Origin of the sequence: Pectobacterium polonicum (genome assembly GCF_005497185.1) — a bacterium.
Classification (GTDB): Bacteria; Pseudomonadota; Gammaproteobacteria; order Enterobacterales; family Enterobacteriaceae; genus Pectobacterium; species Pectobacterium polonicum.
Window position 1 is genome coordinate 44,794 of record NZ_RJTN01000017.1, and the last position, 23,162, is coordinate 67,955.

The window sequence follows — 23,162 nt, forward strand, 5'->3', positions numbered from 1 at the left end:
GCTGCTTGTGCGTTGACAATACTCGGCTCATCTCTGGGCCTCACCCTGAGGGGCCGCCGCAAGCGGCGTTCAAATTGGCTAAGCCAATTTCGGCCAACTCATATCAGTTTATTTTTCCCATCCTGATATTATCTTCGATTCGTTAGCATTGAAAGGCTCTCTCACTTTACTACTCTCTGCGACACCTCACACAGGTTCTATTCGCTGTCGTAACCAAATCAAGTGTCATTGCCATCTTCTTGAGAATAAAACAACAAAAATAGTGTGTTACTACATCGTGGCATAAGCCTTTTGCAAACGGGCTTGAACAGTTTTAGCGGGTCCGCAGGGCGAGCCTCAGAATAAGGGGAGTAAAATAGCAAGTCCAACTCGCTCTCTGCCATCAACCTTAAAGGGCGCTAGCTCGAAAAGTCGGGATTTATTACCGGGATGCCCGTTACCGTTACGGGGTAAAGCGGCAGGATTATTATTGAGGCTGAGATTAATTCGTAATGGTTGACCAGAAAATAAAATAAAAATGTGGACGAATCATGAGAGCACTTACGGTTTTAGCTATAGATTGATCAGGTCATTAATCAACACAAATTAGTAATCATAAGAAAAACCCGATTCCCCTTTCATATATCAGAATAAGGATTAATGCTGTATTTAATTTCTTTTGTAGCAAAGTACACATCTGACATACGATAATCATTAACATCATCCATATCATCAGAATATGGAGAGAAATCGATATAATGAATGTCTTCAATATATTTATAAGAGATACCATTACTCATTACTGTATTGCTGCATTTTATTCTTTTCTTAACAGCAAATTCAACCAACCCTTTTAATTCAAATATTACATTGACCCACTCCCTGTCAGTTCTCCTTATAACAGAGACCTCGACAATCGCACTTTCAAAGGAAATAAAGTTAATATTTTTAATAACCCCATCATATCCGTTCGTTATTTCATTAAGCATATTTATGATCATAAAATTTTTCATTTTCCTATAGGCCGTGTGGGATTCAATTTCTAACAGTATTTCTTGTTTTCTCCGTTCCTGAGAAATGCCGATCTGCTGACGGATCAGTTTTTTAAATTCTCTGGACTATTCGGCTGTTTACATCCAGATCCAGCCAATCTCAGCGGATCACCCCATTCCAAATGGGTTATGAACATACGCTAGAGGTCAGACACCGTCGTATAAACCTATCGGATCAACTGGAATAATTAACCCATCATACAGACGTACCACCAGAAGCTACCATAGTGACAGCTTGTTATAAGTTTTACATGCTACCACCATACCTTGGCATTCTGATCTTACCTGCACAATACAATCATATTTATTTTCATGTAATTGGCATTAGCGACTCATGTAGCGCCATCAACCTTAAAGACCGCTAGCTCGAAAAGTCGGGGTTTATTACCGGGATACCCGTTACAATGGAAAGAGGCAGGATTATTATTGAGACTGAGATTAATTTGTAATAGTTGACCACTAATAAAGTAAGGATCGTGAGATCGCCTCCAGATTTTTATTTATCTTAACGCCTCTCGTTTAATTAACTTACCTTTATCAATAGAAAGATAGTCTTTTTCATTACCATGAAAAACTTCAACATATTCACTCACTTCTACAGAGTTGATTATTCCGCAAAGATAATTCCATGAAGTTTTATTTTTATTATCAAAAAATATCACTCCCCATTCACATGGAACTATGTATCTTTCAAAGGAAAGCGGAATGATGTCATAAGTAATACCACCAAGCCGAGATATTTCACTTCGAACATCATCTGTGAAAAAAATCAACCCATCATCTTTTTTTTCCTGCGACACGTTACAATCTGGGCAACGTGCTGCTTCTGATTCGTAACTAGAATAACAATTCTGACAGGTAATATATTTCATGCCGCTTCCTATTTTATCGGAATATTGGAAGTAATCATTCCCAATCCTGTTACATCGATATGAGAATCAGTATGATTCATAATAATCCGTATTTTTTATTCACTCCATTTCTCATTCCCGCACCTTAAAATACGTTCCAAAAAAACTTTATCTATGTACCAATCATATAACTCATGCCAAGCAGTTAAACCTAATAGATTATGCACATACACTTGAGGATGGAATTAGTAACTTATGTAGCGCCATCAACCTTAAAGACCGCTAACTCTAAAAGTCGAAATTTATTACCGGGATACCCGTTACAGTGGAAAGAGGCAGGATTATTATTGAGACTGAGATTAATGTGTAGAAATAACCTGATCATAAAAAATCTGGGAGGAGCGTGTGATCGACTCCGGCTGTTTATTATTTAATAAAGTATGCTAAGCGCTCACCTAGTTTCAAATCTTCTCTCTTATAATAAAAAACAGTATCAAAATTAATGGATATATACTTCCCTATTACCTTAAACGTAAAATCATCATCCGAATAGAACTCAACAATAAATTCATCGCCTAAATGACTTTTAGATATTTTAATAAAATCATCATTCACATCACATGGCCAGTCCAATATCCCTTGAACAAATGATGGTAATTCAATGATTATTTCCAACGTATGGTAGTATGATAAATCATCACTCCCTACTATGATTAGACGTTCTCGGTCATATAAAAAAACAGAGAAATCCAACCAACTTTGCTTCCAATCATGCTCTTTTATAGCGGATACTAAATCTTGTTCTTTCATGGAATTACTCCATTAGGTAAAGGAATGTGCGTGCTATTTTCCGCGACAGAACCCTAATTTTTATTAGGAATATTATGGCCGGCAAACTCACCCGCACCAGACGGTCCTGTACATCGTACTATCACACTTAATAAATCCGCCAAAACAGAGCGTTACTACACCGTGGGATACGCCCCGCACAATGGTAAATCTAACCCGCCCTCTGCCATCAACCTTAAAGGCCGCTGGCTGGAAGAGCCCGGCTTTATTACCGGGATGCCCATCACTGTGACGTTGGAGCGCGTCAGGATTATTATTGAGGCGCAGATTAATTTATAAAAAACAACCTGACCATAAAATAATAATCCGGAAGTTCCAGTTTTTCTAAACAACCCTTTTAGTTATCTCTAAATAATGATTATAAGTCTCTTTACTAAGGAATTTTCTAGCCAAATTATAGCTAAAATCATTCCCCATCATCGCTTCGAATACACATGTATTTAATACATCACGGACATCACAGTCAGAACTCAAATAAACCTCATCAATAAACAAGCAGATCCTTTCTATTTCTTTATCAAGGAGTTCTTTGTTTTCATAAATCACTTCAACATTGCCATAAAAATAATTTCTAGGATCGCATTTATTAAAAAATCGAAGATTAATTAAATCAATAAAAAACGATCCAAAAGATCCATATAATAAATACACATCGTCATCGTCATTGCTTTGAGAGAAAAGAGGGAAATTTTCCCTCAGCATGTTTATTAACTCATTATTTTTCATAGATACCAACGCTCCCCTTAAATCATCCATGATATAATTCCCAAGCTTCCATCCGAACCACTCGTGATATTTTTAAGCGCACAAAAAATAATTTCCACCTTTATTTACACGGTCAGATCAGCAAATTAATCGCCCAGTATTTTTGTATGTAGAATAGATGCTACCTTGCCCCCATCAGGAACATTTTCACCAGGACGATATAATTCAGAAAACATGTTCTTTAATTTAGGATTATCTATGGAATCTATTATCTTCTGACGCTGCTCTGGCGATATAGCATAATTTCCATCCCTTGCTTTTTTCAATATGTCCCTAGACTTAATCCCTTCTTTCGGCGTTAATCCAAGAGGATCTACCCAGCTGAGCGGATTGTGTACATACGCTTGAGGTCTAATACCCCCCGCCAACCCTATCGGATCAGGCGACAGGTACTGCCCGTTCTCTGCATCATAGTAACGATGCCGGTTGTATTTCCGCGTCGTACAACTGCCCCTGATAGCGCATCTCGCAGTACACTTCCCCGTTTGCCGCATCCCCATTACCTTCCACATCGTAACCAAACCTCGTTTCTCTGCCGTCTTCGTGAGAACAAAGTAACCAAAACAGAGCGTTACTACATAGTGAGATACGCTTCGCACAACGGCAAGCCCAACTCACCCTCCACCATCAGCCTTAAAGGCGCTGGCTCGAAGAGTCGGATTTATCACCGAGCAACCGCTGAAGCTGCGCACCATACCCGGCGGCATTGTGATTACCACGTACTCTGGCAAGACCTGCAAGCCCTCAGCATTACCCCGTTTGATGAACGTGCGGCAGTGGCTCAACCGCTTTCTCGGCGGGCTGGATGTGGGAGGGGCGCGATAAGCATAAGATACGCATTCCAGCGCGGCGACCTGCCAAAAATGACGCTGGCAGGCAACAAACTGGCGCAGATGGGTTTTACCGCCCATACCCTGTTCCGCATCAGCCTCTACGTAACGGACTGATGCAGGCACGACTCGATGAGGGCACCGATATTACGGCGCTAATGGCCGAACTCGACGGCCACAACAGCAGGGGCAGACCAGGTAAGTGATAACGGAGAACTGACACTGGCTCACCCTGAGCGATTACTCGACCAGCCGTTCATGATTGATGCGCTGCCGATAAAATGATTATTCGGGCAGAATGGGAGACTATGCTGGCGTAATAACACAAGCTGATAAAAATAAAATAGCCGGAAGGATTGTGAGATCGCTTTCGGCTATTTTTATATATCAATAAACCACTAATTTACCATTGGGCCACACCCCATCCCAACCACAGGGTATATGACCTGACTCATAGATGTGAATCAAAGAATCAAAGAACAGTGGTTTTTTAATTTTATCTTTATATGCATCCTCAATTAAATAACTAACAACATCCCATTCAATACATTGCAAAAGTAGAACATTGTCAAAATCATTCAACCTGGGTATTGTTTTCAATAATTTATCTTTCAAAAAACACTTAGCTTCTTTTGCTAAATTATTCCACTCTTGGAAAATAACAGTGTGTTTAACTGCAAGATACCCTGATATTTCATTGGACTCTTCCAGAGTAACATTTTCCCAATCAAGGCTACTCAAAGATAAATTAGCCTCATTCAAAGAGGCAGCAACTTTGATATTAGGAATAGAGCATTGGTTACCAACATTAGCAAACCAATCTACTTTAAGCAGTCTATCAACGGCATCATTAGATATCTTCATGATTTAACCTGATTAATTCTTCCGGGGAGACTAGGTACCTTCACGCTGCCAAGAACACCATCTCGAACTCTATTTTGTATACTATACCTTACTACCTGACTTACCTCATTTTCAGGTAGCCCAGCAGCTTCTAAAGATCTTTTCAATGCTTGAGTATATTTCATATTAGTAGGTCGCTGGCCATTGAGTTCACCACCTCGCCTATATTTATCCCAGAAATTCTCCATTGCGCAATGGCTTTATAGTGAGGCATTCCCGGCTCCGTAAACGCACTACCTTCCCGCTTAATAGCTGCACCTTTCTCTCTCGGAATAACATAGTGAGCTGATAACTTATCTCCAACTTGCCCTTCCATCGCCTTGTCAAGAATAGAGCTATTGGATAAGCCTAAGGGTTCTATCCATCCCAATGGATTTGTGACATACGATTGTGGTCTCATCCCCAGCTACCCCTATCGGGTCCATTGGAACAATTGATCCATCATACAGATCGTGCTATCGGAAGTGATCGTAGTGGCTGCTTGTTATAAACTTTACATGCTACCGCCATACCTTGGCATTCAGTTATCTTGCCTGCACAGTACAATCATACTGATTTTCATGTGGTTAGCATTAGTGACGTTATGCAACACCATCAACCTTAAAGGCCGATGGCTCGAAGAGCCGGGCTTTATCACCGGGATGCCCGTTACCGTTACGGTGGAAAGGGGAGGATTATTATTGAGACGCAGATTAATTTATAGCAATTAGCCTGACCATAAAATAAAAATCCGGAAGGATCATCCGATCGTTTCTGGCTAAAAATTAATCAATAAAGACAAAACTTTCTTTAGCTAAACAATTAACCTTTCTATATTCAGATTCCCATTCCCAATATCCATCAGGTTTATCTTGACTGACTCCAGTCATCCAATATAAATCACCATATGCTATCAACATAGCCCAATGGTACTCAATCTCATGGCTACACAACACAACTGACATATAGCTATTAATAGCATTTTTTATTAATTGGCTAGAATGAACCAAGTAATTGCTTTCTTCTTTGGTCTTTCCAGTATATTTAAAAATCACAGCAATTATTACTTCGCACCAAGTATGATAATTAAATATAACTTCACCACCGGTTTCATTATCACAGAAAATCAAATTATCAGATATATTCACATCGTCTATCACAATATTCGTCTCTATAATTTAAATCTATCGAATAGTCTTGCCGCGTCATCAAAAAAGATAGCAAATTGGCTACCTTTACTTGTCGGAACCTTTCCTCTTTCTACGACACTAGGATTCCCCAACATCGGATCATTCACAGCATCATGACTGTGGGAAAGAGTCCCAGCTCTGCCTTGAGTCACAAAATCGGCCCATTAATCATTAGCTGAGCTGAAATCTTTGATATCAAGTTTTGTGAGTTCAGAATTCGGAATATCAAACTGGACGATAGCAGGGTGATGGCGTAGCTTTGCTCATTCTTCCGCTTGGACTTTGTCTGTTATCACCTAAAAGCCGCCTTGATCTGCTGGGTTAAAATCTAAATTTTTCCGACCTTTTGAAAGATCTATACCCTAAATAATTCGAGTTTCAGGAAGGCGGCAAGGAAAGGAGTCCCGATGAGCTTACTCAGGTAAGTGATTCGGGTGACTGAACGCTGCCAACGCACATGCAACTTGAAGTATGACGGGTATATAGTGCCTTATATATTCCCAGTATGATAACAGCCACCCGGCTCATACACCTACTGTACTTCCCTTACGGCACTGCCATCTGCATAGTATTGCTGCTGATCGATAAGCTGGTCACCGTCCCACCGGTACGCCACCCGCGCTACCGCCTACGCCGATGGCACTTGTCCCTCGCGCACCTTCTGGATTCGGCGACCAACCGCATCGTAACGATACCGCCGCTGCACGCCATCCGGCAAACTCACCCGCACCAGACGGTTCTGCACATCGCACTATCACACTTAATAAACCCGCCAAAACAGAGCGTTACTATACCGTGGGATACGCGTCGCACAACAGCAAGCCCAACCCGCCCTCCGCCATCAACCTGAAAGGTCGCTGGCTCGAAGAGTCCGGCTTTATCACCGGGATGCCCGTTACCGTTACGGTGGAGCTCGGAAGGATTATTATTAAGACGCAGATTAATTTATAGCCATTAGCCTGACCATAAAACAAAAAGCCGGAAGGGTCGTGTGATCACTTCCAGCTTTTTTAGTTAGCTAATAAAAAAAACAATCTTTTTCCCTTCACTCTCAAGATAAGACAAATTATCAGAAAATATATCTAGTAAAATATGATAATTCTTACTGTCATTTCTAAGCGCTTTTTTAATATCTACTAAAAAAACGCATACCTTATCATTTTCAAGTGAGTCCAAACCACCAAACATAGAATCAGAAAAAGCATCAAAATTGCATCTACTATGCAATGGTGGATCTAGGGGTAGAGATATTTTTATTTCATCAAAGACATCATATATATTTTTTACTTGACTGAAACAGGAATTAATTATCACATACCCATTTTCCGCATACTCATGCGATAGTGTATCCAGTTCGTTTGTTTGGAAAAAATTCAAAGACATATCATCTAATCCTTACAAAAGATGGGTTTCCTGAATCACCGTAATGCGTCCAGATATAATATGTTTCACCCGTATTACTATCGACAACAACTCGCCTAACTCCTGCTCCACTCACACCGGGGCCAGGATCTACTCGATACTCTCTATAAGGAGAATTTGCACCACTTCCACCAAGCAGTTCGCCTTGATGATTTTTAAACGTAGTTCCCTATTTTTTCCCAAGAGCTCCAACAGATTTATCTCCGTTATCAATATGTCCTAGCGTTCTATTTACTGCTGCTTCTTCCGCAGCAGGAAGAGAGCCTGGGGTGATCGTAGCAGGATTAGCTCCTTTGGATAATTTTGCGGCCTCTTCAACCGAATACACTTGTGAGCGATAGTCTTTATACCTTTCATATAGAGCCTGACAAACAGACATTGCTAACCCCAGCGGATCACAGAACTCTAAAGGATTCGTGGCATATGATTGTGGCCTTATCCCCCCAGCAGCCCTATCGGGTCAGGCGACAGGTGCTGCCCGCTCTCCGCATCATGCAGCGTACTGCCATCCGGCGCGGTACGCGGCACCAGGCGGTCTGCCACATCGTAGTCATAACTTTACACCAACCCATCCTAAACAACTGAAACAACTGAAACAACTGAAACAAAATGGATTTTGCACAAACAAACCGCTCAAGCTGCGCATCATATCCAGCTGTATTATCATCACCACGCAGGCTATCCATGAACTCTGGGGCAACCTGCAAGCCCTCAACATCGCCCCGTTTGATGAACGTGCGGCCACCCAGTGGCTGAACCATTTTCCCGACGGGCTGAGGTGGGGAATATGGTGGCGTAATAACACAAGCTGCTAAAAATAAAAAAACCGGAAGGATCTTTACGATCTCTTCCGGCTTAACTTCAACATTATTTGTGCTTATAATTTAATAAAAGCATCATTTTCAAAGTAATATATAAATGCCTTGAAAAAATCCTCATCTAGCGCATTATTTTTCTGAAGATTTGCATTATTAACGATGCCTTGTATTGATTGGATTCCCATGACATACCTGTACCCAGCATCTTTAACCACATCAGGATCTTCATCTGGATAATCTGAATCTACATCGTCGGGATCTTCTACCATAACTACTGAATCTAAACTCCAAGACGAAACATCCTTAGGTAGATATAAAGCTAAACGCCAATCAATATTTCCAGCATCCCTTAATACTTCTCTTAGATCTTTCTGAACCATTTCATCGTCCTCCGTCCCAATTATACATTCCTCCTTTTCCACTTGGATGTAAGGTTTCTTGAACCACACCGGGAGCCTGATGCTGAGATAAAGGTACTAATTGCATAACTCCAGGTTTCTCAGGATGGTGATGCCACGTCAAATCACTTATAGGTAAGCGTCTTGGATACGCGCCACGAGGTCCTGGCTTAACCCCATCGGTGATTCCTAGATACATATCTTCCATACTTTTTGCAAAGCTCGGGTCAACCTGCATTGCCTCATGTAGCTTTTTATTTGCATCTTGGAAATGAACTTTATCAGAGCGACCAGAATAAAATCGGCTATCGGTCTTGGCTTCGTAAGCCACTGAATAATATAAATTCTTAAGCAGTCATCCAGAGGCATATTTACAGACAGACTCCGCAAGTCCCAGCGGAATGTGAATGGGTAACGTTTTCTAATACTAGCTCATATTTTATTATCCCTTTTCTCGTCTTAACCCATCACATTTCTTGCGTCCCATCCCATACTGAAGGAGCGGCGAGGAAAACAGGCCGTCCTATTTTCCTTAATTGTTTATCCAACGATGAACGCTTAGCATTACTTCTTTAGGTTCAGAAGCTGTTCTCAATAAGACATCTCTATTCAACCCTGAAACAGCCAATGCCTCTTGTACAAAATTTTCCGATATAGGTTTCAATTCACTATAAAAGTAAAAATCACTCTCATTCTCCCAATAACTTGCATTCCTAATGACAACATACTATATGGGCCAAGTATCGGCCCATCAACCTCTACATCAACAGAAATATATAATTCAGGTAACTCACTCATCATAAAAATCACTATCACAAATAATTTCAGCTAAAAAACCGTTATATCTAAACACATCCAACATCCTCTTCGACAGCTCCCTTTGATATTCCAAATCTGTTTCATTAACAGGAAAAATAGATATTTCATACTGATAAAACATCCATCCATCATCATCATCGAGTTTGTTATTATCATGATCAAAGTTTTTCTCTAAGACCACCATATTTTTACTTTCCAAAAAGGAAAAAGCTGTATTCCTTTCGAAATCAGGAAACGCTTCATTCATGAAATTAGCAGTTTCCAAGGCCCCAAGCCCTGTATTGACTGCAATCGCAAACCTCGTATCTATCTCATGTTTTTTTTTCATGGCAAAGCTATATGTGGTCCAGTATTAAAAGGTGATCCTGAAGTCATAACTGAAACTTGCACTTTTGAAAATTCACCTTTGGATAGCGCAGCTCGCAGTACACTTCCTCATTCGCCGCATCCCCCAAATAGCGACGCAGCGGGATAGGACGTCGCTCTTCGCGGTGGGCGCCCCACAGTCCCCCTGCTCGCCGCGCCAGCGGATTTCACCTTCCTCGCTGCACAGCTCTCTCGCCGTTCCCGTCAGATCGGTCACGATGTAGTGCAGTTGTGTACTTTCCCCCTGCGCTTCCACCTGTGCCAGCGGCCGGAAGCTACCCGGCTCGTACACCCACTGCACTTCCCGTGCCGCACTGCCATCTGCATAGTATTGCTGCTGACCGATAAGCTGGTCACCGTCCCACCGGTACGCCACCCGCGCTACCGCCTGCGCCGATGGCACCTGGCCCTCGCGCACCTTCTGGATTCGGCGACCAAACGCATCGTAACGATACCGCCACCGCGCACCGTCCGGCAAACTCACCCGCACCAGACGGTCCTGTACATCGTACTATCACACTTAATAAACCCGCCAGAACAGAGCGTTACTACACCGTGGGATACGCGTCGCACAACGGCAGGCCTAATCCGCCCTCCGCCATCAATCTTAAAGGCCGCTGGCTCGAAGAGTCCGGCTTTATCACCGGGATGCCCGTTACCGTTACGGTGGAAAGGGGCAGGATTATTATTGAGACGCAGATTAATTTATAGCGACTGACCTGACCGCTAATAAAGTAAAAAGCCGGAAGGATCTTTATGATCTCTTCCAACTTAATTAAAATGGAATAAGCTAACAGTTAGATATATTTATCAAGAGCACTCTTTATCCTAACCAAGAAGTTTTTCTTATCTAGAATTTCACAATTAAAAACAAAATCAACCTGATTAAAAACATCATCAAGATTACTGTTATTAATTGCGAATTCTAAAGATTGCATTACCTTATCTTTAGCGTCAAAAGAATATTCTTTAAACCATGGGATAACAATTACCCCTATTATATCCTCTTGCTCAATATCGTTATTAATGTTTCTATTTTTTATTAATTCATACTCTTCATCGGTAACAACATTATCATCAAGTGATGACAATAATCCGACTAAATCTGCATATTTAAAATTAGCACCACCCATTATTTACCCCATTGAGGAAATTTATTATCGGAATGCCCGTCACCGTCACGGTAGAGCGGGGCAGGATTATTATTGAGACACAGATTAATTTGTAGCGGCTAACCTGACCGCTAATAAATTAAAAAGCCGGAAAGATCGTGTGATCACTTCCGGATTTTATTCTTAATAGGAACTAATAATATCTCTTATATTGGATATAAACCCCCTGTTATTTAAAATATCATCATCAAAGACCAAAGATAAATTACCTAATAAGTCTTCAAATTCACAACCTTTATCTTCTAAAAAATAATCAATTGTCGATATAAAGTCGTTTCTTTCCTTATCAGAAAAAGAAAAATACTCATCTTTAAGTAAGAGTTCGCAAGCTTTTTTTAAATCATGTTTATTATTGACATCTAGACCCGACAACAAAGAAACATCAGAATCAACAACATAATTCGCATCAAAAACCTTAAGTAAACTCTCCAATATAAAAACATTTCTTTTCATGCTTAAGAACCCCAAACAGGAAAGGCAGTAATAACCTCTCCAGATCGATGAAACCATACTTTAGCACCATGAGAAACGGAGTATTTTAAATCTCCACGTCTTACACCGTCACCAATCCATCTTCCATGATCAATTGGTTGTTCCGCAGCAGTTTTTCCTGCTTGCCGATAAATTGTTTCGACTCTTTGAATCGCATTTAATTGATCTCTATGACTAGAAAAACGAGTTGCCGCAGTTGGCATTTTCTCAATAGCTCCCGTAGTGGGTTTTCTACCAGTAGAAGCTCTAGCAACTTGATCAATTATACTTGTTTGCGCGCCAGGCGTTGCGTCTTGCATCTCTTTCAATCGCCAATGAACATTGGCCTCAGCAAGTTCATTAATCCTTGCCTGCCGTTCTGCCCTCGACATTTTTTTCGGATCAGTTTTACATCCTGATTCAGCAAGCCCCTGCGGATTAAGCTGTGTACTTTCCCCCTGCGCTTCCACCTGTGCCAGCGGCCGGAAGCTACCCGGCTCGTACACCCACTGCACTTCCCGTGCCGCACTGCCATCTGCATAGTATTGCTGCTGACCGGTAAGCTGGTCACCGTCCCACCGGTACGCCACCCGCGCTACCGCCTGCGCCGATGGCACCTGCCCCTCGCGCACCTTCTGGATTCGGCGACCAAACGCATCGTAACGATACCGCCACCGCGCACCGTCCGGCAAACTCACCCGCACCAGACGGTCCTGTACATCCCAGTCGAAATACGTGTCCTTCGGCCTGAACCCCGCCCGCGTTTCCCGCTTCATCGCCAGACGCCCGCAGTCATCGTACCGGTACTGCGTATGCCCACGCTCCACTACCCGACCCGCCGCATCATACCGCGCCGACGACTGCACCACCGCATCCTGCACCTTCAGCGTCTCATCCAGACCCGGCGCTATCTGCGACACCTCACACAGATTCTGTTCGCTGTCGTAACCAAACAGCCGCGCCTGACGCCGCCGTCCCTCATCACGACGCTCCGCCGTCACCTGACCCGCCCCGTTCAACCGGATTCGGTTATCTATCTTTTTTTATCAATGCGATTCCTTTTGGGTCATTCCAATCTAAGCTTTTTTTTATAATCGAGAATGCGTCTGTATTACTATCAATTTCATATACCTCATCAAATTGATCGCCATCAACTAATGTTAGCACTGTCCAATATTTTATTTCATTCAAAAATTTATTAACAAACAAACTCATTAGATTGTTTTTTTCATCTGTGTTTTTGTTGACACACCATTCCAATTCAGAAATCAAACTCCCTTTTAAAGTATATGAAAAATAATCATCTAGGCAGATATATTTACCTAGCAACCTTTCATAACATTGAATCCCCTTATTAAACTCAAATGAGATTAAATCATTCCATTTATATAATTTAGGATCATAGGAGTACTCCTCACCTCCCCATTCAATATAAACTTCCTTCCAACCTAACACTTTAAGATCTATATTCTTTGGCAAAAAAAATTCAAATAAAACATCCATAAAATCACCTATATCAATTTCCCTTAGTGGGATCAAAAAATGATTGATTTCCCCTCTTCCATCCGTCTTTTCCCTCATAATTAAATATATACTGATGAGGGTTTTTATGATGGTGTGGTTGACCATGATCAGACCAATGAACCTCACTCAAAGGAACTGGTTGTCCATCAGCCAGTGGCCATGTTTGTGCTGGGAAAGTAGCTGACTGCCTATATTCATCCCCAGATATAGAGCTAACAGTTCCGCCTAATACAGTGTGAGCCCGGCCTTCTGCCTTAGGGTGAGGTAGAGGAATATCTTGGTCATTAACCTTTTGTTTATCAAGGGGAATTAAATTTCCATCTTTATCCCGAGGGATAGGTAGCGACGCAGCGGGATAGGCCGCCGCTCTTCGCGGTGGGCGCCCCAATGCCCTGTTCACCGCGCCAGCGGATTTCACCTTCCTCGCTGCACAGCTCTCTCGCCGTTCCCGTCAGGTCGGTCACGATGTAGTGCAGCTGCGTGCTGTCGCCCTGTGCCTCCACCACCGCATCTCGCTGCCATCTTCGTGAGAGTAAATCCGCCAGAACAGAGCGTTACTACACCGTGGGATATGCGTCGCACAACGGCAAGCCCAACCCGCCCTCCGCCATCAACCTTAAAGGCCGCTGGCTCGAAGAGTGTGGCTTTATTACCGGGATGCCTGTTACCGTTACGATGGAAAGAGGGAGGACTATTATTGAGACGCAGATTAATTTATAGCGGCTGACTAACCCATAAACCATAAAATAAAAATCCGGAAGGATCGGGTGATCGCTTCCGGCTATTATTTATTTTACTTTACCAATAACAATTGCATTAATTTGATCATATATATATTTACAGGCTTCATCTTCCGTCAGGAAACTTATCATCCCAGTTTTAATACCTCTTTCTGAATAATAAACAACCCAACAACCATTTTCGTGATCGAGACATAACTTTTCATTTGGTAACCCGCCATCCAAAGAATATAAAGATCTCGATACTTTTTCCTTGATAAGCCTGTCTTTTAGCTCTTTTTTATTCATAAAGTCACAATCTCTTTAACGAACCATTATCCAATAAATTTATTATCTTATCTGGTAATTCGTACTGGGTTCCGCCACCTTCATACCCGAACCAGCCTTTGATATCACCGGCATCAATAGTAATCGGCTTAGTAACTTCATAAACATTATAAGGTCTGCCATCTGACCCTGGCTTCAAGGCTCTGTCTCTATATGGAGTTCCTTCAGGAGAGGCGAACATTCCATATTCGGAACCATATCTATAAATTGTAGAACCGGGTAATAATGTAAATTTAGATGAGCCGCCATCGAAACTTCTATTTGGCGGCCACTCATTGTAATCCGAGAGATTAGATGATTCTCTGGCTCTCTGGCTTGCCTCTATATTTTCGAGAACCCTTTCCGCTGTTCACATGCAGATTCAGCCAGTCCCAGAGGATCTATACGGGTCATCGGGTTATGAACGTAAGCTTGAGACCTTATTCCTCCCGCTAAACCTATCGAGTCAGGCGACAGGTACTGCCCGCTCTCCGCATCATACAACTGCCCCTGATAGCGCAACTAGCAGTACACTTCCTCATTCGCCGCATCCCCCAGGTAGCGACGCAGCGGGATGGGCCGTAGCTCTTCGCGGTGGGTGCCCCATAGTCCCTGCTCCCCGCGCCAGCGGACTTCTCCTTCCTCGCTGCACAGCTCTCTCGCCGTTCCTGTCAGGTCGGCCACGATGTAGTGCAGCTGTGTGCTGTCGCCCTGCGCCTCCACCACCGCATCTCGCTGCCATCTTCGTGAGAGTAAACCCGCCAAAACAGAGCGTTACTACACAGTGGGATACGCGTCGCACAACGGCAAGCCCAACCCGCCCTCTGCTATCAACCTCAAAGGCCGCTGGCTGGAAGAGTCGGGATTTATCACCGGGATGCCCGTCACCGTCACGGTAGAGCGGGGCAGGATTATTATTGAGACGCAGATTAATTTATAGCGGCTGACCTGAACGCTAATAAAGTAAAAATCCGGAAGGATCGTCAGATCGCTTCCGGCTATTATTTATTTTAGAAGATCGCTAAATTCTTTAAATGACTCTATTATTTCAGTTATCTCTGATAGTTCTCTTCGCTCATTTATAATATATTTTTCAGTATCAACATTTATTATTTCCAACATGCATGATTTATCATCCCACACAGTAAAACGAGCAATATTATTTTCATCTTCAAAATAAACCACCAAGCTATCTGTATAGTCATTCTGATTAATCACAACTTGATAAGCACTATTTAATAAAATCCAATCTTTTATTTCATTTAGCATTTCTTTTCTATTCCCTTCTCAGTTTTATGTGCTGTCACCTTTATATTTTCTGCTTTTGGCATTTCAGGAACAGGTAATCCTTTACGTTTAGCTAAACGTCCTTCAAGAGAATCTGGACCTACAATTTTTGCCCAGCCTTCATTGGTTTTAATTAAAGATCCTTCTGGCACATCAAACTCAGCATATACTGTTCCGGGTTTAGCCTGTTTACCAAAGGCTTCAACATCTGCGGGGAAAGCAACATGAGTTGTACCCGTATTGCTTTGCACAACTTTTCCCGTCTCCAGCATTTGTTTATGTTCGGCAGGGCCCATCCAACGACCAACTTTGACCAACCCCAGCGGATCAACCCATTCCAATGGGTTATGCACATACCCCTGCGGCCTTATCCCTCCCGCTAAACCTATCGGGTCTGGCGACAGGTACTGCCCACTCTCCGCATCATAGTAACGATGTCGGTTGTAGTAAAGCCCCGTTTCCGCATCGTACAACTGCCCCTGATAGCGCAGCTCGCAGTACACTTCCTCATTCGCCGCATCCCCCAGATAACGCCGCAGCGGGATAGGCCGTCGTTCCTCACGGTGTCCGCCCCACAGGCCCTGTTCACCGCGCCAGCGGATTTCACCTTCCTCGCTACACAGCTCTCTCGCCGTTCCCGTCAGGTCGGTCACGATGTAGTGCAGTTGCGTGCTGTCGCCCTGTGCCTCCACCTGTGCCAACGGCCGGAAGCTACCCGGCTCGTACACCCACTGCACTTCCCTTGCCGCACTGCCATCTGCATAGTATTGCTGCTGACCGATAAGCTGGTCACCGTCCCACCGGTACGCCACCCGCGCTACCGCCTGCGCCGATGGCACCTGGCCCTCGCGCACCTTCTGGATTCGGCGACCAAACGCATCGTAACGATACCGCCACCGCACACCGTCCGGCAAACTCACCCGCACCAGACGGTCCTGTACATCCCAGTCGAAATACGTGTCCTTCGACCTGAACCCCGCACGCGTTTCCCGCTTCATCGCCAGACGCCCGCAGTCATCGTACCGGTACTGCGTATGCCCACGCTCCACCACACGACCCGCCGCATCATACCGCGCCGACGACTGCACTACCGCATCCTGCACCTTCAGCGTCTCACCCAGACCCGGCGCTATCTGCGACACCTCACACAGATTCTGTTCGCTGTCGTAACCAAACAGCCGCGCCTGACGCCGCCGTCCCTCATCACGACGCTCCGCCGTCACCTGACCCGCCTCGTTCAGCCTGAATGCCTGCTCACCCCAGTGGCTGTCGCTGATGCCCGTCAGACGGTCCAGCACATCGTACTGGTAGCGCCGCTCCAGCACGTCATTCACCCGACCATCCGCCCCTTCCAGCGCCTGACGCTGCAACAATCCCGTCGGACTCCATTCGTGGCGTAGCGCAAATCCACTACCGTTACTCCGCCGTTGCTCTTCGCCCGCATCATAACCGCTTTGTACCGCCTCGCCGTTCACCGTTTCCGATGCCACCTGACCTGCCCGGTTATAGACGTATTCCACCACCGTGCTGACGGGCGACGAACTGGCGCAGGCGGGTTTTACTGCCAACACCCTGTTCCGTATCCAGCTTTACCGTAACGGCCTGATGCTGACACGACTGGATGAGGATACCGATATTGCGGCGCTGATGGCTGAACTGGACGGCAACGAGACGGAAGGGGCTGACTGGGTGAGCGACAACGGCGAACTGACACTGGCGGGCGACTGGCTCACCCTGAGCGGGTTACTCGGCCAGCCGTTAATGGTTGAGGTGCTGCCCGGTAAGATAATTATTCGGGCTGAGGTGGGGAATATGCTGGCGTAATAACACAAGCTGCTAAAAAATAGCCGGAAGGATCGTAAGATCGCTTCCGGCTTTCTCTTTTAACTTTATTTATTTTTCAATTGAAAATTTATTATATTGATAAGATCATCCAAAACACTTTCTTCATAATAAGTAAAGTTAGCATATTGAGCCATCGCCCTACATCTGGATAGCTCCTCTATTATTTTTATTTTATCATCAACTGATAGTTCCAAACATGTTAACAGCCTTAATTTTTCGACAAAGAAATTGGCTGTCTCATTTTTTCCACTCTTATTCAATTCGACTATTAAGTTTTCAAGAGATACAATTAACTCATTAGATATCGTCACCAATTAACCCCCTTAGTTTTGGTTACCCATGACCGCGGTAAATTTGAAACAACAGCTTGATACCCTCCCCCTGGATATCCTACACCTTGAGGAGCGGCAGTTCCTTCACTTACCCATGTCCCTTTAGGAACATTAAACTCAGATACTTTCGTAATATTAACTTTCCAGTCACGATGTATCGCCAGATCTTCACGAAGAAAGTCTTCCGAATCATATTTTTTATTTGTTAACCAAGAAAATTTCTTTCCAGTTCTATTATCCACACCGTGGTATTTATAAAAAACTTCATCATCAGCTAATTGCCTATTATTATACTTTCCATCCGTAAATGTATTTGCGATACCCTCTGGGAGAGTGGGACCATTGGGCTTAATTCCCTCTTTCTTTGTTAATCCCAGCGGGTCAACCCACTCCAGCGGATTATGCACATAACCTTGCGGCCTTATTCCCCCAAGTAAACCTATCGGATCCGGCGACAGGTACTGCCTGCTCTCCGCATCATAGTAACGATGCCGGTTGTAGTAAAGCCCCGTTTCCGCATCGTACAACTGTCCCTGATAGCGCAGCTCACAGTACACTTCCTCATTCGCCGCATCCCCCAGATAGCGACGCAGCGGGATAGGCCGCCGCTCTTCGCGGTGGGCGCCCCACAGGCCCTGTTCACCGCGCCAGCGAACTTCACCTTCCTCGCTGCACAGCTCTCTCGCCGTACCCGTCAGGTCGGTCACGATGTAGTGCAGCTGTGTACTTTCCCCCTGCGCTTCCACCTGTGCCAGCGGCCGGAAGCTACCCGGCTCGTACACCCACTGCACTTCCCTTGCCGCACTGCCATCTGCATAGTATTGCTGCTGACCGATAAGCTGGTCACCGTCCCACCGGTACGCCACCCGCGCTACCGCCTGCGCCGATGGCACCTGCCCCTCGCGCACCTTCTGGATTCGGCGACCAAACGCATCGTAACGATACCGCCACCGCGCCCCGTCTGGCAAACTCACCCGCACCAGACGGTCCTGTACATCCCAGTCGAAATACGTGTCCTTCGGCCTGAACCCCGCCCGCGTTTCCCGCTTCATCGCCAGACGCCCGCAGTCATCGTACCGGTACTGCGTATGCCCACGCTCCACTACCCGACCCGCCACATCATACCGCGCCGACGACTGCACCACCGCATCCTGCACCTTCAGCGTCTCACCCAGACCCGGCGCTATCTGCGACACCTCACACAGATTCTGTTCGCTGTCGTAACCAAACAGCCGCGCCTGACGCCGCCGTCCCTCATCACGACGCTCCGCCGTCACCTGACCCGCACCGTTCAGCCTGAATGCCTGCTCACCCCAGTGGCTGTCGCTGATGCCCGTCAGACGGTCCAGCACATCGTACTGGTAGCGCCGCTCCAGCACGTCATTCACCCGACCATCCGCCCCTTCCAGCGCCTGACGCTGCAACAATCCCGTCGGACTCCATTCGTGGCGTAGCGCAAATCCACTACCGTTACTCCGCCGTTGCTCTTCGCCCGCCGCCGTGTGGCTGAACTGCAATGGCTGATGTGAGCCAATCCCCAGCGACGACAGCCGCCCCGACTGCCACGCCAGTTGCAGCGGGGCCAGAATCCCTTCAACCACGGCACGCTGGCCGCCCGCATCATAACCGCTTTGTACCGCCTCGCCGTTCACCGTTTCCGATGTCACCTGACCCGCCCGGTTATAGACGTATTCCACCACCGCATCCGGGCTGGCGGCTTTGGTCAACCGCCCGGCCACGTCATAGTCCAGTTCCGTGATGCCGTCTGTTTCCCCGTCCGCCTTCCGCGCCGTGATGCGCGTTATCCGGCCGGCCGCATCATGCTCGTAGTGCAGCGTACTGCCATCCGGCGCAGTACGCTGCACCAGGCGGTCTGCCACATCGTAGTCATAACGGTACACCCGCCCGTCGTAATGCCGCTCTTCACTCAGCCGTCCACTGTGGTCAAAGCCATACGTCCAGTCCCGTCCCTGACTGTTCGTCACCCCGGCGAACTCCGCTTCCGCGTTATAGTGGTAGCGCACCGTCGCCCCCAGCGGGTCGGTCGCTTCCAGCAGGTTATCGAACGCCCCGTAGCGGAACTGGTAACGTTGCCCCAGCGCATCCGTCACCGCCGTCAGGTTACCTTCTACATCGTAACCAAAGCGCGTCTCGCTGCCGTCTTCATACACCACTTTCGACGGTGATTCGCGTACACCATCATACTCCCAGCGTCGAACCTGTACGCCCGCCTCATGCCCAATATGCCGCTCGGTCAGACGGTCAAGGTCGTCATACCGGAACATTACCGATGGGGCATTATCCCGCTCAAGGCAGCTCAGCAGGCCACGGCGGTTATAGTGGTAACGCTGCAATACGCCGTCCGGGCCTATCACCGTCGACAGTTGCCCCGCTTCACCATAACGGTACAGCCACTCGCGCCCTTCCGGGTCGTTCACCTCAACAACCTGCCCGGCTGCATTCCGCTGATAGCGCCATTCACTGCTCAATGGGTCGGTATAGCTCAGCAACTGTCCATTGTCGTCATACGCATACTGATGCGTCGCACCGTCAGGCAGGGTAACCTCGGTCACCTGCCCCCAGTCATTGCGCTGATACACCGTGCGGCCGCCCAGCGGATCGGTCTCCGCTACCAGTTGGTTATCCACCCACTCGTATCGAGTCTCCCCACCATCAGGTGTACGTTTGAGCAGGATATTGTTGCGTTCGTCACGCACGTAGCTGAATATCCCGCCAAATCCGCTATGGTAATGGCTGGTCAGAGTATCATCGTCATATTCAAAGTGACCCGGCCAGTAACCTTCCGAGGTCCTGTCCCGTATGGCGCGGCCTTTTTTATCGTAGTCGTGCTCCACCCAAGTCGAACCTAAATCCGACCAGCGCAGCAACCAGCCTTCCGGTGAGTAGCCATAGTCAAAGTTACGCCCTTCATCCGCCCGCACGCTCAATAAATGCCCACGGTCATCATAGGTATAGTTTGCCAGCGTTTTTAATGGCTGACGCTGCGGTGTACATAGCGTCAGTGTCGTGATTCTTTGGTGTTCCGATGTGACATGAACCAAACGCCCATCAGATAGCACAACCCAGCGCAGTTCTCCCAACACCCACTCGAAAGCAATCCGATTGCCCGCCGCATCGTCGATAGACGTCAGGCAAAGCTGGAGACCAAGTGCATATTCAAACCGATAGCACAGGCCACCAACGTGGTGGAGCACCAACTCACCCTGCTGCCGGGTCAGCCGCCATTGTGGGTTGGACGATGAGCGGCTGGACTCTCCTTCATTGGGCAAAGCGAAAAATGCCTGATTGAACTCGCCATCCGTTAGCGTAGCTATCCCGCTGCTGAGCGTCAGACTGATGTCCCAATTGGTGCGCCACAGTTTCCCCAGCAAACCGGGATGTCGTTCTCCCGTGGAACGATAATAACGTTGCATTGACAGCGGCAGCGCCCCCGCTAACTGAATATCAGCGCGCTGCTCCACCACAGCACCGGTTGCCATATCAACCGGATCGCCGTTTTGCTCGCCTTTCTTCGGGTCATTTTTCGTCTCCCCGTTTTCTCTCTTTGCTCTTTCCTGGGCAGCAGTAGCACCGTCTTTAGGGGGAGTTCTGGCACCGGGCGTTACATTCTCGGCACCTGTGGGCGTTTGAACGGTTTTCCCGTCATCTGATGTGTTTTTGTTCTCATCCGAGCCATGTCGCCCATGAGCGGAAGACTTATTTTTTTGATTATTATCGCCAGTTTTGGGCTGATGCTTATCCTGAGCATTTGGCGTGTCCGTCGGGGGAGAATGAGGTTGCTTAGGTGGAGTAGGTGGTGTATGTGAGGCTGGAGAAGCAGGTGGAGAACTCGGCGAATGTTTTCCCCCTTTAGCGGCCATGCCGACTTTATTCTTACCGCCTCCCAAAACACCAGGCAATATTCCTATTGTCGGTATCAGGCTGGCCTCAGCCATCGTCAAGCCACCAGGTCTTTCTACCCGTTGATTAAATTCAGTAATTTCCTCTTCAGTACGGTAGTCTCCCGATCCGCCCTTTTGCACAGCCATCGCAGATAATTCACAGCTCCCTTTAGGCCGCGCACTTCCAATAACCTGCGTCATGATTTGGGGAATAAATTCAGCAAACTCGGCTTCAATCAATGCCGTCACGATGGTAAAAATTGCGATTAATTTTTCGAGCACATCCACCATGGCTCGGAAACTGTCGGCCATCAGCGCGACTATCCAACTGCGCTCACCAGAAGCACCTTTCACTAGCAGGTCCAGCGCCTCTTTGATGGTTTTCAGTATTTCTTGCCCTTTATCAGCATAGATTCTGATATCAGAACGTATACCCGTTAGCCAGGTGACTATATTCCCGTTACTCAAACGGCGAATAATCTGCGTGGCTTCCTCAATATCCTGCTGTTTGTTGCCTTTCGCGCCTTTCAGCTTCCGTAAGGCTTGCGTAATGGCATTTCCACTGACTTTTAGCGCATCCCCGACGCCAGGAACAAAGCCAATGACACACAGCACCCCGTCAATTCGGTGCATGGTATCGTTCAATAAGTTAGGATTTTTATAGCTATACCAACACCATTGCCCAAGGAAGTAGACATCCATCGCCTGTCCAACCACGGGAACACAGCCCAGCATTACCTCACAGATCAGCAGAACAGCGTTATCAACACTGGATGCCTCACTTGCCACCTCCGCCGACATTCGATGTTGAATTCGACGGATTTCCCGTTGGAGTTCACCATCATCTCTATGCAACTGCTTTTCCAATTCCCAGAAACGCTTCAACGCCGGTTTATATTGCTCCGGTATATCGCTCAGCGGCATCCTCACAGACTGCTGGACGGAACCATACTGCGCGATCCCTTGCTCTCTCAGGATGACGAACAGGGAAAAATATTCTCCGGCAAAACTCGCATAGGCAGGGTTAGACATCAAAACGGGGTTGTTTTTCACCGTTTCCTTAGGGTCGAAAGTATCGCTACCTTCCCCTAACAGCAGTTCATACGTGTTACACCCCATGTCATGGATGAAAAACATGCCGTTCTCGTCGGTTTTACCCCTTATTTTGTGGTTATTGCTATCGGTTACCTGAAAAGGGGCATTCGGGATGGGTTCACCTGAATCGTAATGGTAACGCACCAATATTTCGCAGCCACAGGTTGTACATCCCCCTGAAATCTTATTATCCGTGGTGAAATTACGCTTTGCGGCATCCCCGCTGGCAGCTAACGCGCTGCTTTTATCCTGACTCATGAAATGGCG

The 23,162-nt window shown here is 46.3% G+C and carries 28 protein-coding genes and 7 pseudogenes; 7 read left to right on the forward strand and 28 right to left on the reverse strand.

Translation table 11 applies throughout. The annotated features are described in order from the left end of the window. Positions 1–617: 617 nt before the first annotated feature. The 3 genes from EDI29_RS16175 to EDI29_RS16195 form a co-directional block, all read right to left on the reverse strand. Positions 618–980, reverse strand: coding sequence for a hypothetical protein (locus tag EDI29_RS16175; protein WP_137741700.1), 363 nt, complete (start codon positions 978–980; stop codon positions 618–620). A 551-nt stretch (positions 981–1,531) separates the two neighbouring features. Continuing rightward, complete coding sequence (locus tag EDI29_RS16185; RefSeq protein ID WP_137741701.1) at positions 1,532–1,903, reverse strand: hypothetical protein; 372 nt, start codon at positions 1,901–1,903, stop codon at positions 1,532–1,534. Between the two features lie 405 nt (positions 1,904–2,308). Further along, entirely contained in the window at positions 2,309–2,692 is a 384-nt protein-coding gene (locus EDI29_RS16195; RefSeq protein ID WP_137741702.1) for a hypothetical protein, read from the reverse strand. A gap of 120 nt (positions 2,693–2,812) precedes the next feature. Between EDI29_RS16195 and EDI29_RS16200 the strand changes: the two genes are divergently transcribed. After that, complete coding sequence (locus EDI29_RS16200; RefSeq protein WP_137741703.1) at positions 2,813–3,010, forward strand: SymE family type I addiction module toxin; 198 nt, start codon at positions 2,813–2,815, stop codon at positions 3,008–3,010. A gap of 45 nt (positions 3,011–3,055) precedes the next feature. On the opposite strand, the gene EDI29_RS16205 is transcribed toward EDI29_RS16200, so the two are convergent. From EDI29_RS16205 to EDI29_RS16225, 4 genes and pseudogenes are all read right to left on the reverse strand, one after another. Continuing rightward, positions 3,056–3,487, reverse strand: a complete 432-nt coding sequence (locus tag EDI29_RS16205) for a hypothetical protein (RefSeq protein ID WP_241664940.1) — start codon at positions 3,485–3,487, stop codon at positions 3,056–3,058. A gap of 293 nt (positions 3,488–3,780) precedes the next feature. Beyond that, positions 3,781–3,994 (reverse strand): annotated as a pseudogene (locus EDI29_RS23220) (RHS repeat-associated core domain-containing protein); the annotation flags it as partial. A gap of 116 nt (positions 3,995–4,110) precedes the next feature. Beyond that, on the reverse strand, positions 4,111–4,452 hold the full coding sequence (locus EDI29_RS23165) for a hypothetical protein (RefSeq protein ID WP_193555668.1): 342 nt from the start codon (positions 4,450–4,452) through the stop codon (positions 4,111–4,113). 261 nt (positions 4,453–4,713) lie between these two features. Further along, positions 4,714–5,190 carry a hypothetical protein gene (locus EDI29_RS16225; protein WP_137741704.1) on the reverse strand — a complete coding sequence of 159 codons (477 nt, stop codon included), beginning with the start codon at positions 5,188–5,190 and terminating at the stop codon, positions 4,714–4,716. A gap of 599 nt (positions 5,191–5,789) precedes the next feature. Here EDI29_RS16225 and EDI29_RS16230 point away from each other — a divergent pair. After that, on the forward strand, positions 5,790–5,939 hold the full coding sequence (locus EDI29_RS16230; protein WP_241664941.1) for a SymE family type I addiction module toxin: 150 nt from the start codon (positions 5,790–5,792) through the stop codon (positions 5,937–5,939). A 54-nt stretch (positions 5,940–5,993) separates the two neighbouring features. Here EDI29_RS16230 and EDI29_RS16235 read toward each other — a convergent pair whose 3' ends face one another. Beyond that, the gene (locus EDI29_RS16235) at positions 5,994–6,368 is read right to left on the reverse strand and encodes a hypothetical protein (protein ID WP_241664942.1); all 375 of its coding nucleotides are present in this window, start codon (positions 6,366–6,368) and stop codon (positions 5,994–5,996) included. 565 nt (positions 6,369–6,933) lie between these two features. Next, positions 6,934–7,146, reverse strand: a pseudogene (locus tag EDI29_RS23225) (RHS repeat domain-containing protein); the annotation flags it as partial. A gap of 5 nt (positions 7,147–7,151) precedes the next feature. Between EDI29_RS23225 and EDI29_RS23030 the strand changes: the two are divergent. Next, positions 7,152–7,349, forward strand: a complete 198-nt coding sequence (locus tag EDI29_RS23030; RefSeq protein WP_241664954.1) for a SymE family type I addiction module toxin — start codon at positions 7,152–7,154, stop codon at positions 7,347–7,349. A gap of 63 nt (positions 7,350–7,412) precedes the next feature. Here EDI29_RS23030 and EDI29_RS16245 read toward each other — a convergent pair whose 3' ends face one another. From EDI29_RS16245 to EDI29_RS16280, 7 genes and pseudogenes are all read right to left on the reverse strand, one after another. Further along, positions 7,413–7,781, reverse strand: a complete 369-nt coding sequence (locus tag EDI29_RS16245) for a barstar family protein (protein WP_137741706.1) — start codon at positions 7,779–7,781, stop codon at positions 7,413–7,415. Position 7,782: 1 nt separating this feature from the next. After that, positions 7,783–7,959: a ribonuclease domain-containing protein gene (locus EDI29_RS23230; protein ID WP_137741741.1), complete on the reverse strand. Its 177-nt coding sequence runs from the start codon at positions 7,957–7,959 to the stop codon at positions 7,783–7,785. Between the two features lie 30 nt (positions 7,960–7,989). Then, positions 7,990–8,199: a hypothetical protein gene (locus EDI29_RS22890; protein ID WP_193555670.1), complete on the reverse strand. Its 210-nt coding sequence runs from the start codon at positions 8,197–8,199 to the stop codon at positions 7,990–7,992. A gap of 498 nt (positions 8,200–8,697) precedes the next feature. Further along, entirely contained in the window at positions 8,698–9,018 is a 321-nt protein-coding gene (locus tag EDI29_RS16260) for a DUF7716 domain-containing protein (RefSeq protein ID WP_137741707.1), read from the reverse strand. Between the two features lies 1 nt (position 9,019). Continuing rightward, on the reverse strand, positions 9,020–9,367 hold the full coding sequence (locus EDI29_RS16265) for an HNH endonuclease (RefSeq protein ID WP_167494525.1): 348 nt from the start codon (positions 9,365–9,367) through the stop codon (positions 9,020–9,022). 459 nt (positions 9,368–9,826) lie between these two features. Then, entirely contained in the window at positions 9,827–10,183 is a 357-nt protein-coding gene (locus EDI29_RS16275; RefSeq protein ID WP_137741709.1) for a hypothetical protein, read from the reverse strand. A gap of 82 nt (positions 10,184–10,265) precedes the next feature. Then, positions 10,266–10,732: pseudogene (locus EDI29_RS16280) on the reverse strand (RHS domain-containing protein); the annotation flags it as partial. A 2-nt stretch (positions 10,733–10,734) separates the two neighbouring features. Here EDI29_RS16280 and EDI29_RS16285 point away from each other — a divergent pair. Further along, positions 10,735–10,932: a SymE family type I addiction module toxin gene (locus EDI29_RS16285; protein WP_137741742.1), complete on the forward strand. Its 198-nt coding sequence runs from the start codon at positions 10,735–10,737 to the stop codon at positions 10,930–10,932. A gap of 86 nt (positions 10,933–11,018) precedes the next feature. Here the strand turns inward: EDI29_RS16285 and EDI29_RS16290 are convergent, their stop codons facing one another. The 5 genes and pseudogenes from EDI29_RS16290 to EDI29_RS23235 all read right to left on the reverse strand — a co-directional run. Beyond that, positions 11,019–11,354, reverse strand: coding sequence for a hypothetical protein (locus EDI29_RS16290; RefSeq protein ID WP_137741710.1), 336 nt, complete (start codon positions 11,352–11,354; stop codon positions 11,019–11,021). 162 nt (positions 11,355–11,516) lie between these two features. Continuing rightward, on the reverse strand, positions 11,517–11,846 hold the full coding sequence (locus EDI29_RS16300) for a hypothetical protein (protein WP_137741711.1): 330 nt from the start codon (positions 11,844–11,846) through the stop codon (positions 11,517–11,519). A gap of 455 nt (positions 11,847–12,301) precedes the next feature. Further along, positions 12,302–12,898: pseudogene (locus tag EDI29_RS16305) on the reverse strand (hypothetical protein); the annotation flags it as partial. Then, positions 12,894–13,493 carry a hypothetical protein gene (locus EDI29_RS16310; RefSeq protein ID WP_241664944.1) on the reverse strand — a complete coding sequence of 200 codons (600 nt, stop codon included), beginning with the start codon at positions 13,491–13,493 and terminating at the stop codon, positions 12,894–12,896. The gene EDI29_RS16310 and the pseudogene EDI29_RS16305, both read right to left, overlap by 5 nt. Before the next feature lie 207 nt (positions 13,494–13,700). Next, a pseudogene (locus EDI29_RS23235) lies at positions 13,701–13,897 on the reverse strand (RHS domain-containing protein); the annotation flags it as partial. Between EDI29_RS23235 and EDI29_RS16320 the strand changes: the two are divergent. Beyond that, positions 13,869–14,108 carry a SymE family type I addiction module toxin gene (locus EDI29_RS16320; protein WP_241664945.1) on the forward strand — a complete coding sequence of 80 codons (240 nt, stop codon included), beginning with the start codon at positions 13,869–13,871 and terminating at the stop codon, positions 14,106–14,108. The pseudogene EDI29_RS23235 and the gene EDI29_RS16320 sit on opposite strands and share 29 nt — an antisense overlap. 68 nt (positions 14,109–14,176) lie before the next feature. On the opposite strand, the gene EDI29_RS16325 is transcribed toward EDI29_RS16320, so the two are convergent. The 3 genes and pseudogenes from EDI29_RS16325 to EDI29_RS23240 all read right to left on the reverse strand — a co-directional run. Next, entirely contained in the window at positions 14,177–14,416 is a 240-nt protein-coding gene (locus tag EDI29_RS16325) for a hypothetical protein (protein ID WP_137741712.1), read from the reverse strand. 4 nt (positions 14,417–14,420) lie between these two features. Beyond that, positions 14,421–14,780 carry a TNT domain-containing protein gene (locus tag EDI29_RS23135; protein ID WP_137741713.1) on the reverse strand — a complete coding sequence of 120 codons (360 nt, stop codon included), beginning with the start codon at positions 14,778–14,780 and terminating at the stop codon, positions 14,421–14,423. Positions 14,781–14,818: 38 nt separating this feature from the next. Continuing rightward, positions 14,819–15,163 (reverse strand): annotated as a pseudogene (locus EDI29_RS23240) (RHS domain-containing protein); the annotation flags it as partial. Between EDI29_RS23240 and EDI29_RS16340 the strand changes: the two are divergent. Beyond that, positions 15,138–15,374 (forward strand): SymE family type I addiction module toxin, encoded by a 237-nt coding sequence (locus EDI29_RS16340; protein ID WP_137741745.1) that lies wholly within the window; start codon positions 15,138–15,140, stop codon positions 15,372–15,374. The pseudogene EDI29_RS23240 and the gene EDI29_RS16340 sit on opposite strands and share 26 nt — an antisense overlap. 65 nt (positions 15,375–15,439) lie before the next feature. Here EDI29_RS16340 and EDI29_RS16345 read toward each other — a convergent pair whose 3' ends face one another. Both EDI29_RS16345 and EDI29_RS16350 read right to left on the reverse strand, forming a co-directional pair. Beyond that, a complete protein-coding gene (locus EDI29_RS16345) occupies positions 15,440–15,703 on the reverse strand; it encodes an immunity protein TriTu family protein (protein ID WP_137741714.1) in 264 nt (87 codons plus the stop codon). Next, positions 15,697–17,250, reverse strand: a pseudogene (locus EDI29_RS16350) (RHS repeat domain-containing protein); the annotation flags it as partial. The gene EDI29_RS16345 and the pseudogene EDI29_RS16350, both read right to left, overlap by 7 nt. On the opposite strand from EDI29_RS16350, the gene EDI29_RS16355 reads away from it, so the two are divergent. Continuing rightward, on the forward strand, positions 17,246–17,545 hold the full coding sequence (locus EDI29_RS16355; RefSeq protein ID WP_137741715.1) for a SymE family type I addiction module toxin: 300 nt from the start codon (positions 17,246–17,248) through the stop codon (positions 17,543–17,545). The pseudogene EDI29_RS16350 and the gene EDI29_RS16355 sit on opposite strands and share 5 nt — an antisense overlap. 65 nt (positions 17,546–17,610) lie before the next feature. Here EDI29_RS16355 and EDI29_RS16360 read toward each other — a convergent pair whose 3' ends face one another. Together EDI29_RS16360 and EDI29_RS16365 are read right to left on the reverse strand one after the other, a co-directional pair. Then, on the reverse strand, positions 17,611–17,877 hold the full coding sequence (locus tag EDI29_RS16360; protein ID WP_137741716.1) for a hypothetical protein: 267 nt from the start codon (positions 17,875–17,877) through the stop codon (positions 17,611–17,613). Then, positions 17,874–23,153, reverse strand: coding sequence for an RHS repeat-associated core domain-containing protein (locus tag EDI29_RS16365; protein ID WP_241664949.1), 5,280 nt, complete (start codon positions 23,151–23,153; stop codon positions 17,874–17,876). Before EDI29_RS16365 ends, EDI29_RS16360 begins: the two co-directional genes overlap by 4 nt. Positions 23,154–23,162: the final 9 nt, after the last annotated feature.

Coding starts and splice junctions, on each gene's coding strand:
- EDI29_RS16175 (WP_137741700.1), bottom strand. CDS start 980: ATGATCATAAATATGCTTAATGAAATAACGAACGGATATGATGGGGTT.
- EDI29_RS16185 (WP_137741701.1), bottom strand. CDS start 1,903: ATGAAATATATTACCTGTCAGAATTGTTATTCTAGTTACGAATCAGAA.
- EDI29_RS16195 (WP_137741702.1), bottom strand. CDS start 2,692: ATGAAAGAACAAGATTTAGTATCCGCTATAAAAGAGCATGATTGGAAG.
- EDI29_RS16205 (WP_241664940.1), bottom strand. CDS start 3,487: ATGGATGATTTAAGGGGAGCGTTGGTATCTATGAAAAATAATGAGTTA.
- EDI29_RS16225 (WP_137741704.1), bottom strand. CDS start 5,190: ATGAAGATATCTAATGATGCCGTTGATAGACTGCTTAAAGTAGATTGG.
- EDI29_RS16230 (WP_241664941.1), top strand. CDS start 5,790: ATGTGGTTAGCATTAGTGACGTTATGCAACACCATCAACCTTAAAGGC.
- EDI29_RS16245 (WP_137741706.1), bottom strand. CDS start 7,781: ATGTCTTTGAATTTTTTCCAAACAAACGAACTGGATACACTATCGCAT.
- EDI29_RS22890 (WP_193555670.1), bottom strand. CDS start 8,199: ATGTCTGTTTGTCAGGCTCTATATGAAAGGTATAAAGACTATCGCTCA.
- EDI29_RS16260 (WP_137741707.1), bottom strand. CDS start 9,018: ATGGTTCAGAAAGATCTAAGAGAAGTATTAAGGGATGCTGGAAATATT.
- EDI29_RS16275 (WP_137741709.1), bottom strand. CDS start 10,183: ATGAAAAAAAAACATGAGATAGATACGAGGTTTGCGATTGCAGTCAAT.
- EDI29_RS16290 (WP_137741710.1), bottom strand. CDS start 11,354: ATGGGTGGTGCTAATTTTAAATATGCAGATTTAGTCGGATTATTGTCA.
- EDI29_RS16300 (WP_137741711.1), bottom strand. CDS start 11,846: ATGAAAAGAAATGTTTTTATATTGGAGAGTTTACTTAAGGTTTTTGAT.
- EDI29_RS16310 (WP_241664944.1), bottom strand. CDS start 13,493: ATGGTCAACCACACCATCATAAAAACCCTCATCAGTATATATTTAATT.
- EDI29_RS16325 (WP_137741712.1), bottom strand. CDS start 14,416: ATGAATAAAAAAGAGCTAAAAGACAGGCTTATCAAGGAAAAAGTATCG.
- EDI29_RS16345 (WP_137741714.1), bottom strand. CDS start 15,703: ATGCTAAATGAAATAAAAGATTGGATTTTATTAAATAGTGCTTATCAA.
- EDI29_RS16365 (WP_241664949.1), bottom strand. CDS start 23,153: ATGAGTCAGGATAAAAGCAGCGCGTTAGCTGCCAGCGGGGATGCCGCA.